Origin of the sequence: Pedobacter yulinensis (assembly GCF_003029735.1) — a bacterium.
GTDB lineage: Bacteria > Bacteroidota > Bacteroidia > Sphingobacteriales > Sphingobacteriaceae > Pedobacter > Pedobacter yulinensis.
Genome location: NZ_KZ686269.1, coordinates 566,956 through 583,397 on the forward strand (window position 1 = coordinate 566,956; position 16,442 = coordinate 583,397).

17 protein-coding genes are annotated in these 16,442 nt (G+C 51.3%); 14 read left to right on the forward strand and 3 right to left on the reverse strand.

The features are described 5' to 3' along the window. Positions 1-4 precede the first annotated feature (4 nt). Positions 5-1,186, reverse strand: coding sequence for an acyl-CoA dehydrogenase family protein (locus C7T94_RS09820; protein ID WP_107215177.1), 1,182 nt, complete (start codon positions 1,184-1,186; stop codon positions 5-7). A 128-nt stretch (positions 1,187-1,314) separates the two neighbouring features. Between C7T94_RS09820 and folB the strand changes: the two genes are divergently transcribed. The 3 genes from folB to C7T94_RS09835 all read left to right on the forward strand — a co-directional run bounded on the left by folB (position 1,315) and on the right by C7T94_RS09835 (position 4,754). Further along, positions 1,315-1,692, forward strand: coding sequence for a dihydroneopterin aldolase (gene folB, locus C7T94_RS09825; protein ID WP_107215178.1), 378 nt, complete (start codon positions 1,315-1,317; stop codon positions 1,690-1,692). Then, a complete protein-coding gene (locus tag C7T94_RS09830) occupies positions 1,655-3,106 on the forward strand; it encodes an FAD-binding oxidoreductase (protein WP_239494976.1) in 1,452 nt (483 codons plus the stop codon). Before folB ends, C7T94_RS09830 begins: the two co-directional genes overlap by 38 nt. 172 nt (positions 3,107-3,278) lie before the next feature. Next, on the forward strand, positions 3,279-4,754 hold the full coding sequence (locus C7T94_RS09835) for an ATP-binding protein (RefSeq protein WP_107215180.1): 1,476 nt from the start codon (positions 3,279-3,281) through the stop codon (positions 4,752-4,754). Here C7T94_RS09835 and C7T94_RS09840 read toward each other — a convergent pair. After that, positions 4,751-5,233: an acyl-CoA thioesterase gene (locus tag C7T94_RS09840; protein WP_107215181.1), complete on the reverse strand. Its 483-nt coding sequence runs from the start codon at positions 5,231-5,233 to the stop codon at positions 4,751-4,753. The genes C7T94_RS09835 and C7T94_RS09840 overlap by 4 nt on opposite strands. Positions 5,234-5,311: 78 nt before the next feature. Between C7T94_RS09840 and C7T94_RS09845 the strand changes: the two genes are divergently transcribed. The 4 genes from C7T94_RS09845 to C7T94_RS09860 all read left to right on the forward strand — a co-directional run bounded on the left by C7T94_RS09845 (position 5,312) and on the right by C7T94_RS09860 (position 9,762). Then, positions 5,312-5,746, forward strand: a complete 435-nt coding sequence (locus C7T94_RS09845) for an Hsp20/alpha crystallin family protein (RefSeq protein WP_107216047.1) — start codon at positions 5,312-5,314, stop codon at positions 5,744-5,746. A gap of 125 nt (positions 5,747-5,871) precedes the next feature. Further along, entirely contained in the window at positions 5,872-7,185 is a 1,314-nt protein-coding gene (locus C7T94_RS09850; RefSeq protein WP_107215182.1) for a nicotinamide mononucleotide adenylyltransferase, read from the forward strand. A gap of 83 nt (positions 7,186-7,268) precedes the next feature. Continuing rightward, positions 7,269-7,757 (forward strand): Fur family transcriptional regulator, encoded by a 489-nt coding sequence (locus tag C7T94_RS09855; RefSeq protein ID WP_239494977.1) that lies wholly within the window; start codon positions 7,269-7,271, stop codon positions 7,755-7,757. A 55-nt stretch (positions 7,758-7,812) separates the two neighbouring features. Further along, entirely contained in the window at positions 7,813-9,762 is a 1,950-nt protein-coding gene (locus C7T94_RS09860; protein WP_107215183.1) for a heavy metal translocating P-type ATPase, read from the forward strand. Between the two features lie 38 nt (positions 9,763-9,800). Here the strand turns inward: C7T94_RS09860 and C7T94_RS09865 are convergent, their stop codons facing one another. Further along, on the reverse strand, positions 9,801-10,205 hold the full coding sequence (locus tag C7T94_RS09865; protein ID WP_107215184.1) for a response regulator: 405 nt from the start codon (positions 10,203-10,205) through the stop codon (positions 9,801-9,803). A 141-nt stretch (positions 10,206-10,346) separates the two neighbouring features. Here C7T94_RS09865 and C7T94_RS09870 point away from each other — a divergent pair, with 141 nt between their 5' ends. From C7T94_RS09870 to C7T94_RS09900, 7 genes are all read left to right on the forward strand, one after another. Continuing rightward, the gene (locus C7T94_RS09870; RefSeq protein ID WP_107215185.1) at positions 10,347-11,465 is read left to right on the forward strand and encodes an MBL fold metallo-hydrolase; all 1,119 of its coding nucleotides are present in this window, start codon (positions 10,347-10,349) and stop codon (positions 11,463-11,465) included. 47 nt (positions 11,466-11,512) lie between these two features. After that, the gene (locus C7T94_RS09875) at positions 11,513-11,884 is read left to right on the forward strand and encodes a hypothetical protein (RefSeq protein ID WP_107215186.1); all 372 of its coding nucleotides are present in this window, start codon (positions 11,513-11,515) and stop codon (positions 11,882-11,884) included. Next, entirely contained in the window at positions 11,875-12,651 is a 777-nt protein-coding gene (locus C7T94_RS09880) for a hypothetical protein (RefSeq protein ID WP_107215187.1), read from the forward strand. Before C7T94_RS09875 ends, C7T94_RS09880 begins: the two co-directional genes overlap by 10 nt. Then, the gene (miaA, locus tag C7T94_RS09885) at positions 12,644-13,600 is read left to right on the forward strand and encodes a tRNA (adenosine(37)-N6)-dimethylallyltransferase MiaA (RefSeq protein WP_107215188.1); all 957 of its coding nucleotides are present in this window, start codon (positions 12,644-12,646) and stop codon (positions 13,598-13,600) included. The genes C7T94_RS09880 and miaA overlap by 8 nt, the downstream gene beginning before the upstream one ends. A gap of 216 nt (positions 13,601-13,816) precedes the next feature. Then, entirely contained in the window at positions 13,817-14,317 is a 501-nt protein-coding gene (locus tag C7T94_RS09890) for a hypothetical protein (protein WP_107215189.1), read from the forward strand. Between the two features lie 157 nt (positions 14,318-14,474). Continuing rightward, positions 14,475-15,008 carry a DUF3347 domain-containing protein gene (locus C7T94_RS09895; RefSeq protein ID WP_107215190.1) on the forward strand — a complete coding sequence of 178 codons (534 nt, stop codon included), beginning with the start codon at positions 14,475-14,477 and terminating at the stop codon, positions 15,006-15,008. A gap of 85 nt (positions 15,009-15,093) precedes the next feature. Further along, positions 15,094-16,383, forward strand: coding sequence for a citrate synthase (locus tag C7T94_RS09900; RefSeq protein WP_107215191.1), 1,290 nt, complete (start codon positions 15,094-15,096; stop codon positions 16,381-16,383). Positions 16,384-16,442 lie beyond the last annotated feature (59 nt).

Genomic DNA, 16,442 nt, shown 5'->3' on the forward strand with positions numbered 1-16,442 from the left:
TTAATTATTTAAATGCATTAAGTCCGGTCACATCCATACCCGTAATCAGCAGATGGATGTCATGGGTGCCTTCGTACGTAACGACAGACTCGAGGTTCATCATGTGCCGCATCACAGGGTATTCGCCGGTTATACCCATGCCACCGAGCATCTGTCGTGCGTTTCGCGCTACATCCAGGGCCACCTCGACACTGTTGCGCTTGGCCATCGATATTTGTTCGGCGGTAGCACGGCCTTCAGACTTCAGCACGCCCAGGCGCCAGACGAGCAGTTGCGCCTTGGTGATTTCAGTGATCATTTCGGCAAGTTTCTTTTGCTGCAGCTGAAAACCGCCAATGGGTTTGCCAAATTGTTCCCGCTGCCGGCTGTAGCGAAGTGCGGTGTCATAACAATCCATGGCAGCACCCAGGGCACCCCAGGCAATACCGTAGCGTGCCTGGTTCAGACAGCCCAGCGGTCCTTTCAAACCCCTGATCTCCGGGAAAACATTCGCTTTGGGTACGCGTACCTGGTCAAAGACGAGTTCGCCGGTGGCCGATGCACGCAGGCTCCATTTGTTGTGTGTTTCGGGCGTGCTGAAACCTTCCATGCCGCGCTCCACGATCATTCCCCTGATTTTTCCCGACTCGTCTTTAGCCCAGACAACGGCAATGTCTGCGAAGGGTGCATTGCTGATCCACATTTTGGCCCCGTTCAGAATATAATGGTCGCCATCTTCGCGGATGTTGCTCACCATGCCGCCGGGATTGGATCCATGGTCGGGCTCTGTAAGGCCAAAACAGCCCATGAGTTCGCCCGAGGCCAGGCGCGGCAGGAATTTTTTCTTCTGTTCTTCGGTTCCGTAGGCGTAAATCGGGTACATGACCAGGCTGCCCTGCACCGAAGCTGCAGAGCGGATGCCTGAGTCGCCCCGCTCAATCTCCTGCATCAGAATGCCATAGGCCAGGTAATCCAGGCCGGCTCCGCCGTACTCGACAGGTATGGTCGGACCAAAGGCACCGATGCCGGCAAGCCCGCCGATGAGTTGCGCGGGAAACTCGGCCCGCTGTGCATAATCTTCAATGATCGGGCTCACTTCCTTTTTAACCCATTCGCGCGCAGTGGCGCGGATTAATTTATGTTCTGCTGAAAGCAGCTCGTCAAGCAGGTAATAATCCGGTGATTCGTACAGGTCCTTTTTGCTCATATCAGTTTGTCGTTGAGGCCGTGCCCCGCGAGGCCGGCTTACCGGTAAATTTAGTGTTTTGAAGCATAGGGCATAGCCTGTACGCCGAATTATTTCTAAGTTTGAGGAACGATCCAACAAGTTCATATATGCCAACATATCTTCAGAAAGTTGCCCTTCGCGGTGTTGAATCTTTCGCATTTCACGGGTACTACCCCGAAGAACAGCTGACCGGAAATCATTTCGTTACTGACGTCGAAGCCCTCTTCGAAGCACCGGCGGCAACAGATGATATTGAACAGACTGTTAATTACGAAGTAATTAATATGTTGATTCAAAAGGAAATGTCTTCAGTTCAAAAACTACTGGAAACGGTGATCAGGAACATACTTGATGGTTTGCTGGCGGCGTATCCGTTCATCGTGGAGGCGGCTGTCAGCATCCGGAAAAAACACCCGCCCATGCCAGGGCAGATCGATCACTCCTTAGTTGAGATCAGATACATCAGGGATGCGCATGGAGTTTAACCGGATTACCGAGGCAGACGTCAGGTCGATCAGGCAAATCGTGGGCGATGGTGCTGTGCTTGAAGACCCCGCAGCTGTAGCGCCCTATGGCCGCGATGAGACAGAAGACCTGGCTTTTATGCCCGAAGTGGTGGTGATTCCGGAGAACGTAGAACAAGTATCGGCATTGCTGCATTACTGCCAGGAGCGCCGCATTCCGGTAACCCCGCGTGGCGCAGGCACGGGCCTGAGCGGCGCGGCCCTGCCAGTTTACGGCGGTGTGCTGCTTTCTATGAAACGGTTTAACCGCATTTTAGATATTGACCTCGACAACCTGCAGGCAACTGCAGAACCCGGTGTCATTACCCAGCACCTGATCGATGCCGCAGCGGCGCAGGGGCTTTACTACCCGGTAGACCCCTCAAGTAAGGGGTCATGTTTTTTGGGGGGTAACGTTGCACATGGCTCTGGCGGTCCCCGGGTGGTCAAGTATGGAACCATCCGGCAATATGTCCTGAACCTGGAAGTTGTGTTGCCCGGTGGCGAAGTGATCTGGACGGGCGCCAATACACTTAAGTACGCATCGGGTTATGACCTGACCCAGCTCATGATCGGCTCTGAAGGAACGCTGGCCGTAATTACCAAGATCGTTGTCAGGCTGGTCCCGCTGCCTGCCCACCAGGTGGTCCTGCTCGCTTCTTTCAAAACCAACGAAATGGCTTGTGCGGCTGTTTCTGCCGTATTCCGGGCCGGGCTTACGCCATCTGCGCTCGAGTTCATGGAACGCCGCGGCATGGACTGGGTGCGCGAATACAATGACCTGCCCCTGGAGCTGAGTGCCGATCAGCAGGCTTTTTTGCTCATCGAACTGGATGGTGATAATATGGACCTGCTGTACGCCGACTGCGAAAGACTGAATACCGTGCTCGAGGCGGCAGGCTGTGCAGACGTCCTGCTTGCCGATACGGCCGCTCAAAAGGAAGAGCTGTGGCGCATTCGCCGCACCATGCCAGAGTCGGTAAAATCAAACTCTGTTTATAAAGAGGAAGACACCGTTGTGCCACGTGCAGCCTTGCCGTCACTCATCAGCGGCATCAAGGAAATCGGACGGACCTACGGTTTTGACAGCGTATGTTATGGTCATGCCGGCGACGGAAACCTGCACGTTAATATCATCAGGGGAAACATGAGTGAGGCTGCCTGGAAGGAAAAGCTGCCTGCAGGCATTGCAGAAGTTTTCAGGCTTACTGTTTCGCTTGGCGGCACAATATCAGGCGAACATGGCATTGGCTGGGTTCAGAAAACATACATGCCTTTACGGTATGGAGACATCCATATGAACCTGCTCCGGGGAATAAAAAAAGCATTTGATCCTCATGGGATCTTAAACCCGGGTAAGATCTTCGACGATGCTGCAGGTACAGCGCAACAGTGAACAGGCTGGTGTCGGCCCGCAAACGATGCTTTCAGGCTACATGGGTCGTTTACGGACAACCCCCCGGAATGAAATTTATTAAGAGGAACAAATTGTATTTACATTTGTTGACAACAGAACGAGGAAGACGAGCGCGCATAGATGGCGACCGTAAAAAGCTTTAGAATTACCCATGACTGTCGACAGTACAGAGAATATATCTATTCTGAAAACCATGTTTGACGAGTCGCCGATGCCCATAGCACTCTATACCGGGCTGGAACTCGTTATCACGTATGCAAACAAGGCAATGCACGGCGCCTGGAACAGGACCGAGCCGCAAATCGGGAAAAAGCTTGCCGATGCCTTGCCAGAACTGGAAGGACAACCGTTTTTGCCGATACTCCGCGGGATATTTGAAACGGGAATCGCTTACGAAGCCCGCGAAGACCTTGTAGGCATTACCGTCGATGGGGCGCTTCGCTATTTTTATTTTGATTTCACCTATAAGCCCCTTTTCAACGATTCGGGAAAGGTATGGGCCATATTAAACACCGCGACAGACGTTACCAAGCTGGTTAAGACGAAAATGCAGCTTGAAGCCAGCGAACAGCGATTCAGGGGCCTGCTGGCCGAGGTGCCGCTGGCTACGGCGGTGTATGAAGGTCCCGAAGCCCGTATCCTGCTTGCAAACGCGCCCATGCTGAACATGTGGGGGAAGGATGAGTCGGTGATCGGCAAAAATTTCGCCGAGGCACTGCCCGAGGCGGTCGGGCACGCCTATTCCGCCCTGCTCCGGGAAGTCTACGAAAGCGGCCACGTGTACCATGCAGACCAGCAGCAGGTAGAGCTGGAGGTTGACGGGGAAAAGCGCCCTTTTTGGTTTAATTTTACTTTTAAGCCGCTCAAGGATAAGGATGAAAAGGTGTATGGAATTGTTCATGCCGCGGTCGATATTTCTCGGCTTGTTCAGTTACAGCGGCAAAAGGATGAATTTCTGGGCGTAGCCAGCCACGAGCTGAAAACACCGGTAACAAGTATCAAAGCATATACCCAGGTGCTGGAACGGATACTGCGGGGTGAGGGCGACCTTAGAAAGGCCGATATGGTGGCCAAGATGGATAAACAATTGGACCGGCTAACCGGGCTGATCAATGACCTGCTCGATGTGAACAAGATCCAGTCGGGCAGGCTGCGCTTTAATCCTGAGGAATTTAACTTTGACAGCGCCATTATTCAAATGCTTGATGAGTTGAGCCTGACCATGCACGGTCACAAAATTTCAATAGATTACCAGGCAGACGCCCTGGTTTATGCCGACCGCGAACGCATTCGGCAGGTGCTGACCAACCTGCTTAACAACGCGATTAAGTATTCTCCTGCAAGCAGTGAGATTCGTGTTAGTACCACGCTGGCTGGTCATGACGTGGTGCTTTGCGTGCGCGATGAGGGTATCGGCATAGCCCCTGAGCACACTGAACGTATTTTCGAACAGTTCTTCCGGGTAGCCGGCGATCTGCAGCACACGTTTCCTGGCCTCGGGCTTGGGCTTTACATCTCTGCTCAAATTATCCGTACTGAGGGTGGCAGGATGTGGGTAGAGAGTACAGAAGGGAGCGGCTCGAGTTTCTTTTTCAGTCTTCCCGTTCGTACACCAACCCTGCATTAAAGCTGTTCAAAATTGATCATGCGAGAACGCTCGTCTTCAGGTATGGCCGTTGGCCGTTTATCCTGGTAATTCACGGCAATACAGGTTGTTTTTCCGGTGCTGCACAGTTGTTCCCCCTGTGCAGAATTCTTGACGATCTTATATTCCAGTTCAAAACTGCTCCGGCCTATGCGCGAGGTGCGAACATAAATGCCGATCTGGTCATTCAGTTGAATGGGTTTGATGAAGTCGAGTTCAGCATGTGCCAGTACGATCCCGGTTTTTTGCCAGTCCCATTTGATGATCTCGCGCCAGTACTTAGCCCGGGCATTTTCCAGGTAAGTGAAATATGTAGCGTTATTCACATGGCCCATCATATCGTAATCTGAGAACCGGGTCTCTATAGCTGTTTTGAAGTTAAATCTGTCGGAACTGTTGCGTAAATCTGACTCTTTGTCATTAGATTTTGGCTTTTTACGCCATAATGTCTTAAATATCATCCGGTTTAGTTGTTGGTACAGCAGTTGAACAGGAGCTGGTATTCAGATGAATATTTAAAAATACAGGAGATAAACACCATGACATTAGTAAAATTCAACAACAGGACCCGCAACCATGTTCCATACCTAAACAACGTTTTTGATTCTTTGTTTAGCGACGCCATGATTAAGACCGACCGCGTAGCGCGCCAGCCACAGGTTAACATTAGCGAAACAGAACACGACTTTAGACTTGATCTGGCAGCCCCCGGTTTGAAAAAAGAAAACTTTGAGGTAGCGGTGAAAGACAACACACTGAGCATTACTGCGGCGCGCAAACAGGAGCAGACTCAGGAAGTAAAAAACTACAGCCGGAAAGAGTTCGAATACAGTGAATTCGCCCGTTCTTTTAACCTTCCGGAAATTGCTGACAGCGAGCAGATCAACGCGGTGTATACAGATGGTATACTGCATGTAACGATCGCGAAGAAACAAGAAGTTAAGCCGCAAAAACGCGCTATAGAAGTGGCATAACCGGGAATTTGACCCGCTGCTCGGGTACTGACCACGCAAAAACGGGGCTGTAAACAAAGGCAGATTTAGTGTGATTGAAAGGGTAATGTGGCAACATATTACCCTTATTTTTTTACTTTTGCGGCATGGAAAGAGAAATTTTGGATACGAAGAGAAAAGCCCTGAAAATTAACCTGGACCCAAACATCTACGGGACATTTGCTGAGATCGGCGCAGGGCAGGAAGTAGCCAGAAATTTTTTTACCGCTGGCGCGGCGTCGGGTACCGTTGCAAAAACAATGTCTGCCTACGACATGACTTTCAGCGATGCCATCTATGGTGCAGAAGCCTCTGGTCGTTATGTAAGCCAGAACCGCTTGTTACGCATGCTTGACCATGAGTTTGGTTTGCTCACCGAACGGTTAAACGGGGAAAAATATGATTCCCGAACCTTTTTCGCTTTTGCCAACACTGTAACCACATTAAATTTTAAACGGACCAACGATCCGCACGGCTGGATCGGCATCCGTTTTCAGACCGAGGCCGGCGGCAGTCCGAACGAGATATTTTTTCATGTCAGGCTGCTGGATACCGACGTGTATATGCAGCAAAAGGTGCTCGGAATTATCGGCGTTAACCTGGTTTACGCGGCATTCTATCACAACCGAGACCCCAAAACCATGATCGAATCGCTTGCAGATAACCTGACCATCGGTTCTGTTGAAATAGACCTCATTTCTGTAAAAGGTCCGGCGTTTCCAGAAGTGAACAACATCCTGCTGAACCTTTACCTGATCATGAAAGACTTTTCTACTGCCGCAATCTTTGATGCAGACGCGCATCCGCGGCAGGCAAAAGACCTTTTGTATAAGAAGGATGTCATGATTCTTCGTACCAAATACGGCCAGAAATCAAAACCGAATTTCAGCATGCTGAATAAAGCGGTAGACCAGTTTGTACGCACCCAGCAGGTGGCTCAGGAAAACCTTGCGGTATTGATCGAGGTGCTGTTAACAAATGTGCTTACCGATGAAAACGAGACACCCGATGATATTGATCTTGAAGCGGTAGCCAGGCGGGCTGAAGAAATGTGTGAAACGGGAAACCTCGTACTGGTGTCAAATTTCACGCGGCATAACCGCCTGGCCAAATACCTCGACCGCTGCCGGGCAAAAAGCGTAGGTCTGACCACCAACATCAACAACCTGAAGTTTGTATTTAATTCGACTAATTTCGGCGAGAATTACGCAGGCCAGCTGCTCAGTTATGTAAACGACATGTTCAGTCGCAACGTGCGGCTTTTCGCTTATCCTTTTCTGGATAAAAAGACAAACCAGGTCATTACCACGGCTAACATGCCCATTACACCAGATGCCAAGCCGCTGTTCGACTTCCTGCTCACAAACGGTTACATCACCGATATCCGTGATTACGAGGATGATGACGTAAAGACGGTCTGACCTCGCTCCGCAAGACTTCGGCGCTGTTCCGGGGCGCAGCGGGATTTTCCGAAGGCCATTCTAACATAAAGTTTGCAACCGGATTGCATAGCTTTTCTGTGGGCAAATTGCGCATCGTCCTGATCTTCATGTACCTTTGCATTGCAGTCCAGATGATGAAAAAAAATGTAGAAGACTTATTAAAGGCGCACAACGTAAGTCCGACAGCCATGCGCATGATTGTGCTTGATCACCTGCTCGACCAACAGGCGGCGCTCAGTCTTGCGGACCTCGAAAAAGCGCTGGCACCGGCAGACCGGATTACCATTTACCGCAGTTTGCGCACATTCGAAAGCAAGGGCCTGGTGCATGGTATTGATGATGGGTCTGGCGTAACCAAATATGCCTGCTGCGCGGCAGACTGTGGACCGGAGGGTCACCACGATGTGCATGTTCATTTCGTTTGCCGCAACTGTCAGGAAACATATTGCCTGCCGCGTAGCCGGATTCCTGAATTTACCCTGCCGGTAGGTTTCCAGCCAGAGGAGGTAAACCTGGTGGTTCGTGGTGTGTGCCAGGTATGCGCCGGCTGAGTTTGCAATTCCATTGCATGTTATGTACAGCTACCTTTGGAAAAAATAGCCCTTAATGGATACGACAAACGAACACCACCCTATACAACCCGGCAATAGCCATGATCATGGAGACCATGGCCACAGCCATGACAACGCAACAGCCGGTACAGCAGCCTGGAAACACCACGCCGGGCTTATAGCCGCGCTGATTATCCTGGTGGCCATGCTCGTTTACCAGCATGTTGCTTCGCGGCCTCTGGCCACCGGTTTGCAACTGGCCATTTACCTGCCCGCCTACCTGCTTGCCGGATGGAATGTGCTTTTGCTGGCATTCAGAAAAATGCTGCATGGCGATTTTTTCAATGAGTTCGTACTGATGTCGGTGGCAACGATCGGTGCGTTTGCAATCGGTTCGTACAGCGAGGGCCTGGCCGTCATGGTCTTTTATTCCATCGGCGAATGGTTCCAGGATGCCGCTGTGGCACGGGCAAAAAGGAGCATCAAAGCCCTGCTTGACGTGCGCCCAGATACGGTCAGGGTGATCCGGAACGGCCAGGCCCTCCAGGTGAGACCAGTCGCAGTACAGCCCGGCGAGACCATCCGGGTTCTTGCCGGCGAAAAGGTGGCTCTTGATGGAAAGCTCATTTCTGCAGAAGCCCGCTTCAATACAGCTGCGCTGACCGGCGAAAGCAAACCACGCCGCCTTCAGCAGGGGGAAACCGTGCTCGCAGGAATGGTCAACGGCAACTCACCTGCCGAGGTTCAGGTAACCGCACTTTTCAGGGACAGTAAATTGAGCCGTATTCTGGAGCTCGTTCAGGAGGCAACGGCGCGCAAGTCCCGCACCCAGTTGTTTATTTCCCGCTTTGCAGGCATTTATACGCCCATTGTTTTTGCACTTGCTTTGTGCGTGGTCGCCGTTCCGTACCTGTTTTCGGGCGATTATGATTTCCGGGAATGGCTCTACCGGGCACTCGTGTTTCTGGTCATCAGTTGCCCCTGTGCGCTGGTTGTGTCTATCCCACTTGGTTACTTCGGCGGCATTGGACTGGCATCCAGGAATGGTCTTCTTTTTAAAGGGTCAAATTTCCTGGACATCCTTGCCAGGACCGGGGTGGTTGTTATGGACAAGACGGGCACACTAACTGAAGGCATTTTTGCTGTACAGGAAACCGTATCGGCAGACGGAAGCGACTTGCTGCCGCTGGCGGCAGCTTTAGAGCGCCATTCCATACATCCCGTGGCGCTGGCAATCGTTCAGGCGGCAGCAGACGCAGATCTTTCCCTTGCCGTTGATGCTGTCCAAGAACGGCCGGGTAGGGGAATGACGGGACTGGTGAATGGTGAAACCGTTATGGCAGGGAACACACAATTGTTACTGGATTGCGGGATTGACTACCCGCCCGGGCTGGACCAGATTACTGACACACTGGTCGTAGTAGCCAAAAACCACCGTTATTCGGGTTACATTCGCATCGCAGACCGACTGAAAAGTGATGCCGCCGGTGCGGTGACCGCCCTGCACCGGGCGGGGATTGAAACATATATGCTAAGTGGAGATAAACAAAGTGTTGTAGATAAGGTAGCGGGCCGGCTGGGAATTAAAAACGCGTTCGGCAACCTGCTGCCTGAAGACAAGACCGCCCATCTGGAAACGTTGAAGCGATCGGGAAAAACGGTGGTTTTTGTCGGCGACGGCATCAATGATGCCCCCGTACTTGCGCTGGCCGATGCGGGTATGGCCATGGGCGGGCTTGGCAGCGATGCGGCCATCGAAACTGCAGATGTTGTGATCCAGGACGACAGGCCATCGCAGATCTGGCGGGCGGTACGTATTGGCCGCATGACACGCACGGTGGTCTGGCAGAATATCATCTTGGCTATGGCTGTAAAAGTTGCGGTACTTGTGCTGGGCGCAGGCGGTCAGGCAGACCTTTGGGAAGCCGTTATTGCAGATGTGGGCGTTGCGTTACTCGCTATTCTTAATGCCGTTCGTATTCAGAACGCCCGGTTGCCGGTGTAACATCACGGGGGGGGGCAGCGTGGTGTAAAATATGCTATTTAGCTGGCTACCTGGTTTTGCATGGCTGAACCGGAACCGGCGCTGTTTGTAAGCCGCTCGATGCGGTTAACCAGGTCGATCATGTCGAAAGGCTTGGGAATAAAATCATCTGCACCGGCCGCTTTTGCAGAACTTTCAAGTTCGGCGCCCGCAGAAAACAAAATGATTGGTATGTGTTTGGTTTGCTGATCGCTTTTTAGCTGCTTGCAAATGTCCCTGCCGTCTGATCCCGACATCCAGATGTCCAACAGGAGAATATTCGTATTGGGGCAAACCAGCTGAAAAACCTGGTTGCCGTTGTCTGTGGCGTGTAATTCGTACCCTTCGTATTCGAGTATAAGGCCGACCGCATCCAGAATTCCCGGATCATCGTCGGCAAGGATCACTTTTTTAGTTTGCGGCATCGTTAGCGCTGAACAAAAACCTTGCCCGGACAATGGTTTGATTAAGTTTTGTTACCAACAGCACATCGGTGGTGTTTAAAAACACGGCAGGCTTTGACACCTGCCTGCCGAAGACTACCTTTGCATACCTTTTTCTCACGCATGATTTATTTCTTATTCGTTTCCCTGGCGCTTGCAGGGCTTGTTTGGTGGATACTGAAGCTGCCGGTCTTTGGAGCGCTTCCCGCAGGCCGGCGGCTTGAACGCATCAGGGCGCAGCCCAATTACCGCAAAGGTGCTTTAGACAACCTGCTGCCGACGCCCATGCAGCCTGAGGGCGTAAGCATGTTTACGATCCTCCGTGCGTTTTTGAAAGGCGACCCGCGGCGGCGGCCCCCGGGCCCCATCATTCCGGCAGCTCCGCAGTGGTCATCCGGCAACAGTGACGAACTTCGCCTGACCTGGTTTGGGCATTCAAGTTACCTGATCCAATCTGAAAATCATTGCCTGCTAGTTGATCCGGTGTTCAGCGAACGTACTTCGCCTTTTAGTTTCATTGGCACCAGGCGTTTCGATGGAATGGACTTTATTGATACCACCCGGCTGCCAGAACCTGATGTGGTGCTGCTCACGCATGATCATTACGACCACCTGGATTACGAGGTGATCAAACAACTGCGCAGCAGCAAAGCCCATTTCGTTTGTTCGCTAGGTGTAGGGGCGCACCTGGAACACTGGGGAATTGATCCCGGCCGTATCCATGAACTGGCCTGGGACGAGACCATCAGCCTTTCCGGTTTTTCGCTTCGGGCAGTACCTGCCCGTCATTTTACCGGTCGACTGTTTAAACGCAACCAAACAGCCTGGTCGGCATTCGTGCTGGATACAGTCTGCAACCGGCTGTTTCTTGGCGGCGACTCTGGCTATGGACCGCACTTCAAAGACATTGGCCGTGCCTATGGTCCGTTTGACCTTGCGCTGCTCGAATGCGGACAGTACAATGCGTTCTGGCCGTACATTCATATGTTTCCTGAAGAAACCGTTGCGGCGGCCGAAGACCTGAATGCGGCGGCGCTAATGCCTGTTCACTGGGCCAAGTTCACGCTGGCCATGCATGCCTGGGACGATCCGATCAGACGGGTAAGTGCCGAGGCCCGCCAGAAAGGGATGAGCCTTTTTACGCCCAGGCCGGGGCAGACTTTCACATTGGCCGAGGCACCTGCAACAGCGTGGTGGCAAAAAGTAGGCAGCGACATGGAAAATCTGGCTCCAGGCACATAGTTTTGTGAAAACCAATTGCTCAACCAAACGTTTTTAGATAAAAAACCATGAAAACAGATCCGGTCGAAATATTTCAAACCATCAGGGCAGTAATTCAGCCCTATGCGGCACTCGGTTTCGTTGTTCGCGAGAACAGCGAAGCTACCTATACACTCTGGAGCGAGAAAAAAACCGAGGTGGCCGGTCAGCAACAGAATGAATTGCACTTCGCTTCGGTCACCATAATCGGCGATCGTGTCGACTTCCATTTCCAGCTGCCTGGGCAAGACGGAGAAGCCGGTGCCGGCCTTACATTGGGCTCGCTCGAGAAAACTGACGGACATTTTGAGATCACTGAACTGGAGGATACCCTTCTTAATGAAGTTGAAAACCTGCTGGCCATTGGTTTCAAGAAATTCAAGCAAAACGATTGGGTCTGACCTGGCAGCAAGATGTGCTGCAGGCAATCGGAACCAGCGGCACGCAGACGGTAAACCTGACTTTTGACGGGCCTTTCCCCGTTGCTACGTTTGCGCGCCAAAGGCTGAGCATACATTTTGTGGATTTTCAGACCGGTGCGGCACCGGTTCAACTGCTCGAACTGCAGCAGCGTTATGCCGCCGTCGGGTTCTTGCTGGTTCAGCTGTGGCGCGATGTCTGGGAAGACCGTCCTGTACAAGTTGTCGGCCGTCTGCAGTCACTGCTCGGATATGACCGGCGCATTCATGGCAGGCAAACCACTGCGCGGGCGTTTGATGCAGCCGGGGCCGCTCGTTTTCTAAACGAACATCACTTGCAGGGCAACGCAGGTGCACGCTACCGCTTTGCCCTGTTCCATGAAGGATCGCCGGTTTCTGTAGCGACATTTGGCCCGCTGCGGCTCATGACAAGCAGGGGAGAAGGTCACCTGTCTGCCGAACTGATCAGGTTCGCGCACCGATCGGGTAGCCGGGTAACAGGAGGCTTGAGTAAACTGCTGCGGCATGCCGTTGCCGAGCTTGGCGCGCACGATGTGATGTCGTATGCCGACCGCGACTGGTCGCTTGGCCAGGGATACCAGAAAACCGGTTTTCTTTTGGCCGGCGAGACCGCACCGCTGTACTTTGCGCTCGATGCGGGGCGGCGCGTTCGCCCGCTTGAAACGGCAGGTACGCGCCCGCATGAAGTTTTCAATACAGGAAGCCTTAAATATATCTTACATGTCTGAAGCGCCAGCTCCCAACCTGATCGTTGTACTTGGTCCGACCGCGTCCGGCAAAACGCGGCTTGCGGTTCGACTTGCCCAACTAACCGGTGCCGAAATCATCAGTGCCGACAGCAGGCAGGTATTCAAAGGCATGGACATTGGCACAGGTAAAGATTTGGCCGAATATGAAGTAACTCGGGGCACGCGCATTCCCGTACACCTGATAGACATCCTGCCAGCCGGCGAAAACTATGATGTATCCCGTTATATGACCGATTTTACGCGGGTGTTCTGCGATATCACCGCCCGTGGAAAACGAGTTATTCTATGCGGCGGAACCGGTCTTTACATCCATGCCTTGCTGAAAGGGTACCGTGATCCGGGCATTCCTGTCGATGAAGACCTTCGGGCTATGTTCGAAAAACTTCCACTTTCTGAATTACAGGAACGTTTGGCGCAGCTGCCGCATGCTCTTCGCTTGCATGCCGATACGTCTACCCGTAAGCGTACCATCCGTGCCCTGGAAAAGGCGCTGTACCTGCAGTCGAATGATCTGCCGCCCATTGATCTTCCCGAACTGCGGGCAATTGTTTTTGGGTTGGCGCTCGAGCGTGATGTACGCTGGCAACGCATTGAGAACCGCCTGAACGAACGCCTGGAAGCGGGATTAATTGCTGAAGCCATTCAGCTGACCAAAGCCGGCGTGGATCCCGAAAAACTCCGGCATTACGGTCTGGAGTATAAGTATCTCGCCGATTTCCTGGATGGCGTCATTGATATGGCTGGGCTTCGGGAGGGGCTGAACTTCGCCATCAGGCAGTTTGCAAAAAGGCAAATGACCTTTTTCCGGAAGATGGAGAAGGATGGCATTACGATCAACTGGATCGACGCTACGCTCGATATTCAGACGCAGCTTAGCCTGGTGAGCCGGGCCCTGCTTACAGCCGGTCTGCAATTGACGACACCCTGACACCTCAGACGGCCGTTTGTCGGGCTTGCATCGAAATCTCTTAAAATCCTTCATAATCTGGTGTTTAAACAGCAGAACGACACTTTTTGTACATATTCTGGGCTGTATTGGCATGTCTTTTGAAAAGGTCAGTCAACCCGGGGTGCCGGTGAAAACTCACAAGCGGTTAAGGAAAATCTTTACCGCGGCAACTCAGAAAACTAATATAAAACTCAAATGAAAAAATTGACAAAAATGATCGCTGCCGCTGCAGCAGTAGCAGTGATACTCTTCTCAACAGAAAGCCATGCACAATCGACCACCAAACTGGGTGTAGGATTAAACGGCGGTATTCCGACCAATGACGGCCATGGTTTTGCACTTGGTGGCGATCTTCGTCTGCAGTTCGATGTGTCAAAACAAGTCTCTATCCCTGTAACGACAGGTTATACCCATTTCTTCGGTAAAGATAATGTGCCTGACTTCGGTTACATTCCTGCTAAAGCGGGTATCAAAGTGTTTTTGAATGATTCGGGATCTGGTGCTTACGGATCTGCAGAGGCCGGTGCCGCTTTTGGTGTGACCAATGCAGACGGTACCAGGTTCCTTTATTCACCAAGTCTTGGTTACGCCTGGAGCAATGGGCTTGACTTAAGCGTTAAGTATGAAGGTCTTCCAAAAAGCGGAGCCAATATTGGCCAGGTTGGCCTGAGACTGGCTTACGGTTTTAAACTGTAATCAGAATTTCATTAAAAGAATGAAGCCCCGGAAAGTCGGGGCTTTTTTTATTTTTTACGAGATTAATTGCTATTTTGAGCGCATAACGGAATAGGGAGGGGAGAAATTGGCGCCATTTCGATTCAGCTGGTCATAGCCAAATATAAACCAAATACGAATGAGAAAATTACTGATGTTTGCTTCATGCCTGGCTATTTTTGCCTGTGGCAACAGCAAACAAGAACATGCAGATGCCCATACAGAGAAAAAAGAAAATACAGTGCCTGTGGCAGAGGTGCCTGTGAAAATGAAAGACATCCAGGTACAAAACGCCTACACACAATACATTAGGTTGAAAGATGCGCTGGTGAGCTCAAATTTTGAAGCCGCGCGCGAGGCGTCTGTCGGACTTCAACCCGAACTCAAACCAATAGCCGGGTGTGAGACCGCTCAGTCCCTGAATGCAAAAATTTCTGAGGCCAAAACACTGGCCGAACAGCGCAAGCACTTTACATCGTTGAGCGAAGACATGATTGGCTTGTTCAAGAACGCCACGCTGGTGACCGGAAAAATCTATGTCCAGCATTGTCCCATGGCCAATAACGGCGATGGGGGCGACTGGCTGTCTTCTGATGAAAAAATCCAGAACCCATATTATGGAGATGAGATGCTGGAGTGCGGTAACATTTTAGAAGAAATTAAAGCTAAATAGCCGTATTAACACGAAATTAACACCAAAAGAGTCACCTTTAAGGTGTATTTAACTACTTTTATATCATATAAATAATTAAAATCACATGTCAGATATTGCAGAAATCAAAGTTGACGGGAAGACCATAGAATTGCCGGTTATTACAGGTAGCGAGAATGAGAAAGCCATCGATATCGCAAAATTGCGGGATCAAACTGGTTTTATCACGCTCGATACGGGTTATAAAAATACGGGGTCTACAAAAAGCGCCGTCACTTTTCTCGATGGCGAGGAGGGCATCCTGAAATACCGCGGTTATGCAATTGAAGAACTGGCAGAAAAGTCAAGCTTTCTTGAGGTGGCTTACCTGCTTATCTACGGCGACCTGCCTAAACAGGCTGAACTTGACAAGTTTCAGAACGATATCAGCATGCACACGCTGATCCATGAAGACATGAAAAAGTTCTTTGACGGTTACCCGTCCAAGTCACATCCGATGGCGCAGTTGATTTCCCTGGTCTGTTCACTGTCTACCTTTTACCCGGAATGCCTTAAATCGCACCAAACGCCTGAAGAGAAAGACCTGACCATCATTAAACTGATGGCAAAAATGACGACGCTCGTGGCGTTTATTTACAAAAAATCACTCGGGCACCCGCTGATTTACCCAAAAAACAAATACGATTATGTGACCAATTACCTCTGGATGACTTTTGGGCAGCGTACTGAAGATTATGAGGTAAACCCGGTCGTGGTCAGTGCCATGAATAAGCTGCTGATTCTTCACGCAGACCACGAGCAGAACTGTTCAGCATCGACCGTGCGCATGGTCGGGTCCTCTGACTGTAACCTCTATGCGTCTATATCTGCCGGCATCGCCGCCCTTTGGGGACCGCTTCACGGCGGAGCCAACCAGGCCGTGATTGAAATGCTTGAGCTGATTAAGGAAGATGGAGGAGATACTGAAAAATGGATCAACAAAGCAAAAGATAAAAATGACCCTTTCCGGATGATGGGCTTTGGCCACCGGGTGTACAAAAATTTCGACCCACGCGCTAAGATCATCAAAAAAGCTTGCGATGATATTTTAGAGAACCTGGGCATCGATGATCCGGTTCTTGAAATCGCGAAAAAACTGGAAGAAGCTGCACTGACCGATCAATACTTCATTGATCGCAAACTTTACCCCAACGTGGATTTCTATTCGGGCATTATTTACCGCGCTCTCGGTTTCCCGTCTGAGATGTTTACTGTTTTATTTGCACTGGGACGCCTTCCAGGCTGGATTGCGCAATGGAAAGAAATGCACGAGAACAAAGAACCCATCAACAGGCCGCGCCAGATCTACGTAGGACACAAAGACCGGGAATTCGTTCCCATCAGCTCACGCGGATAGCCAGGGCAAGGCGATATAAAAAAAAGCAGGACGAGGGTCCTGCTTTTTTTTATGGGCAA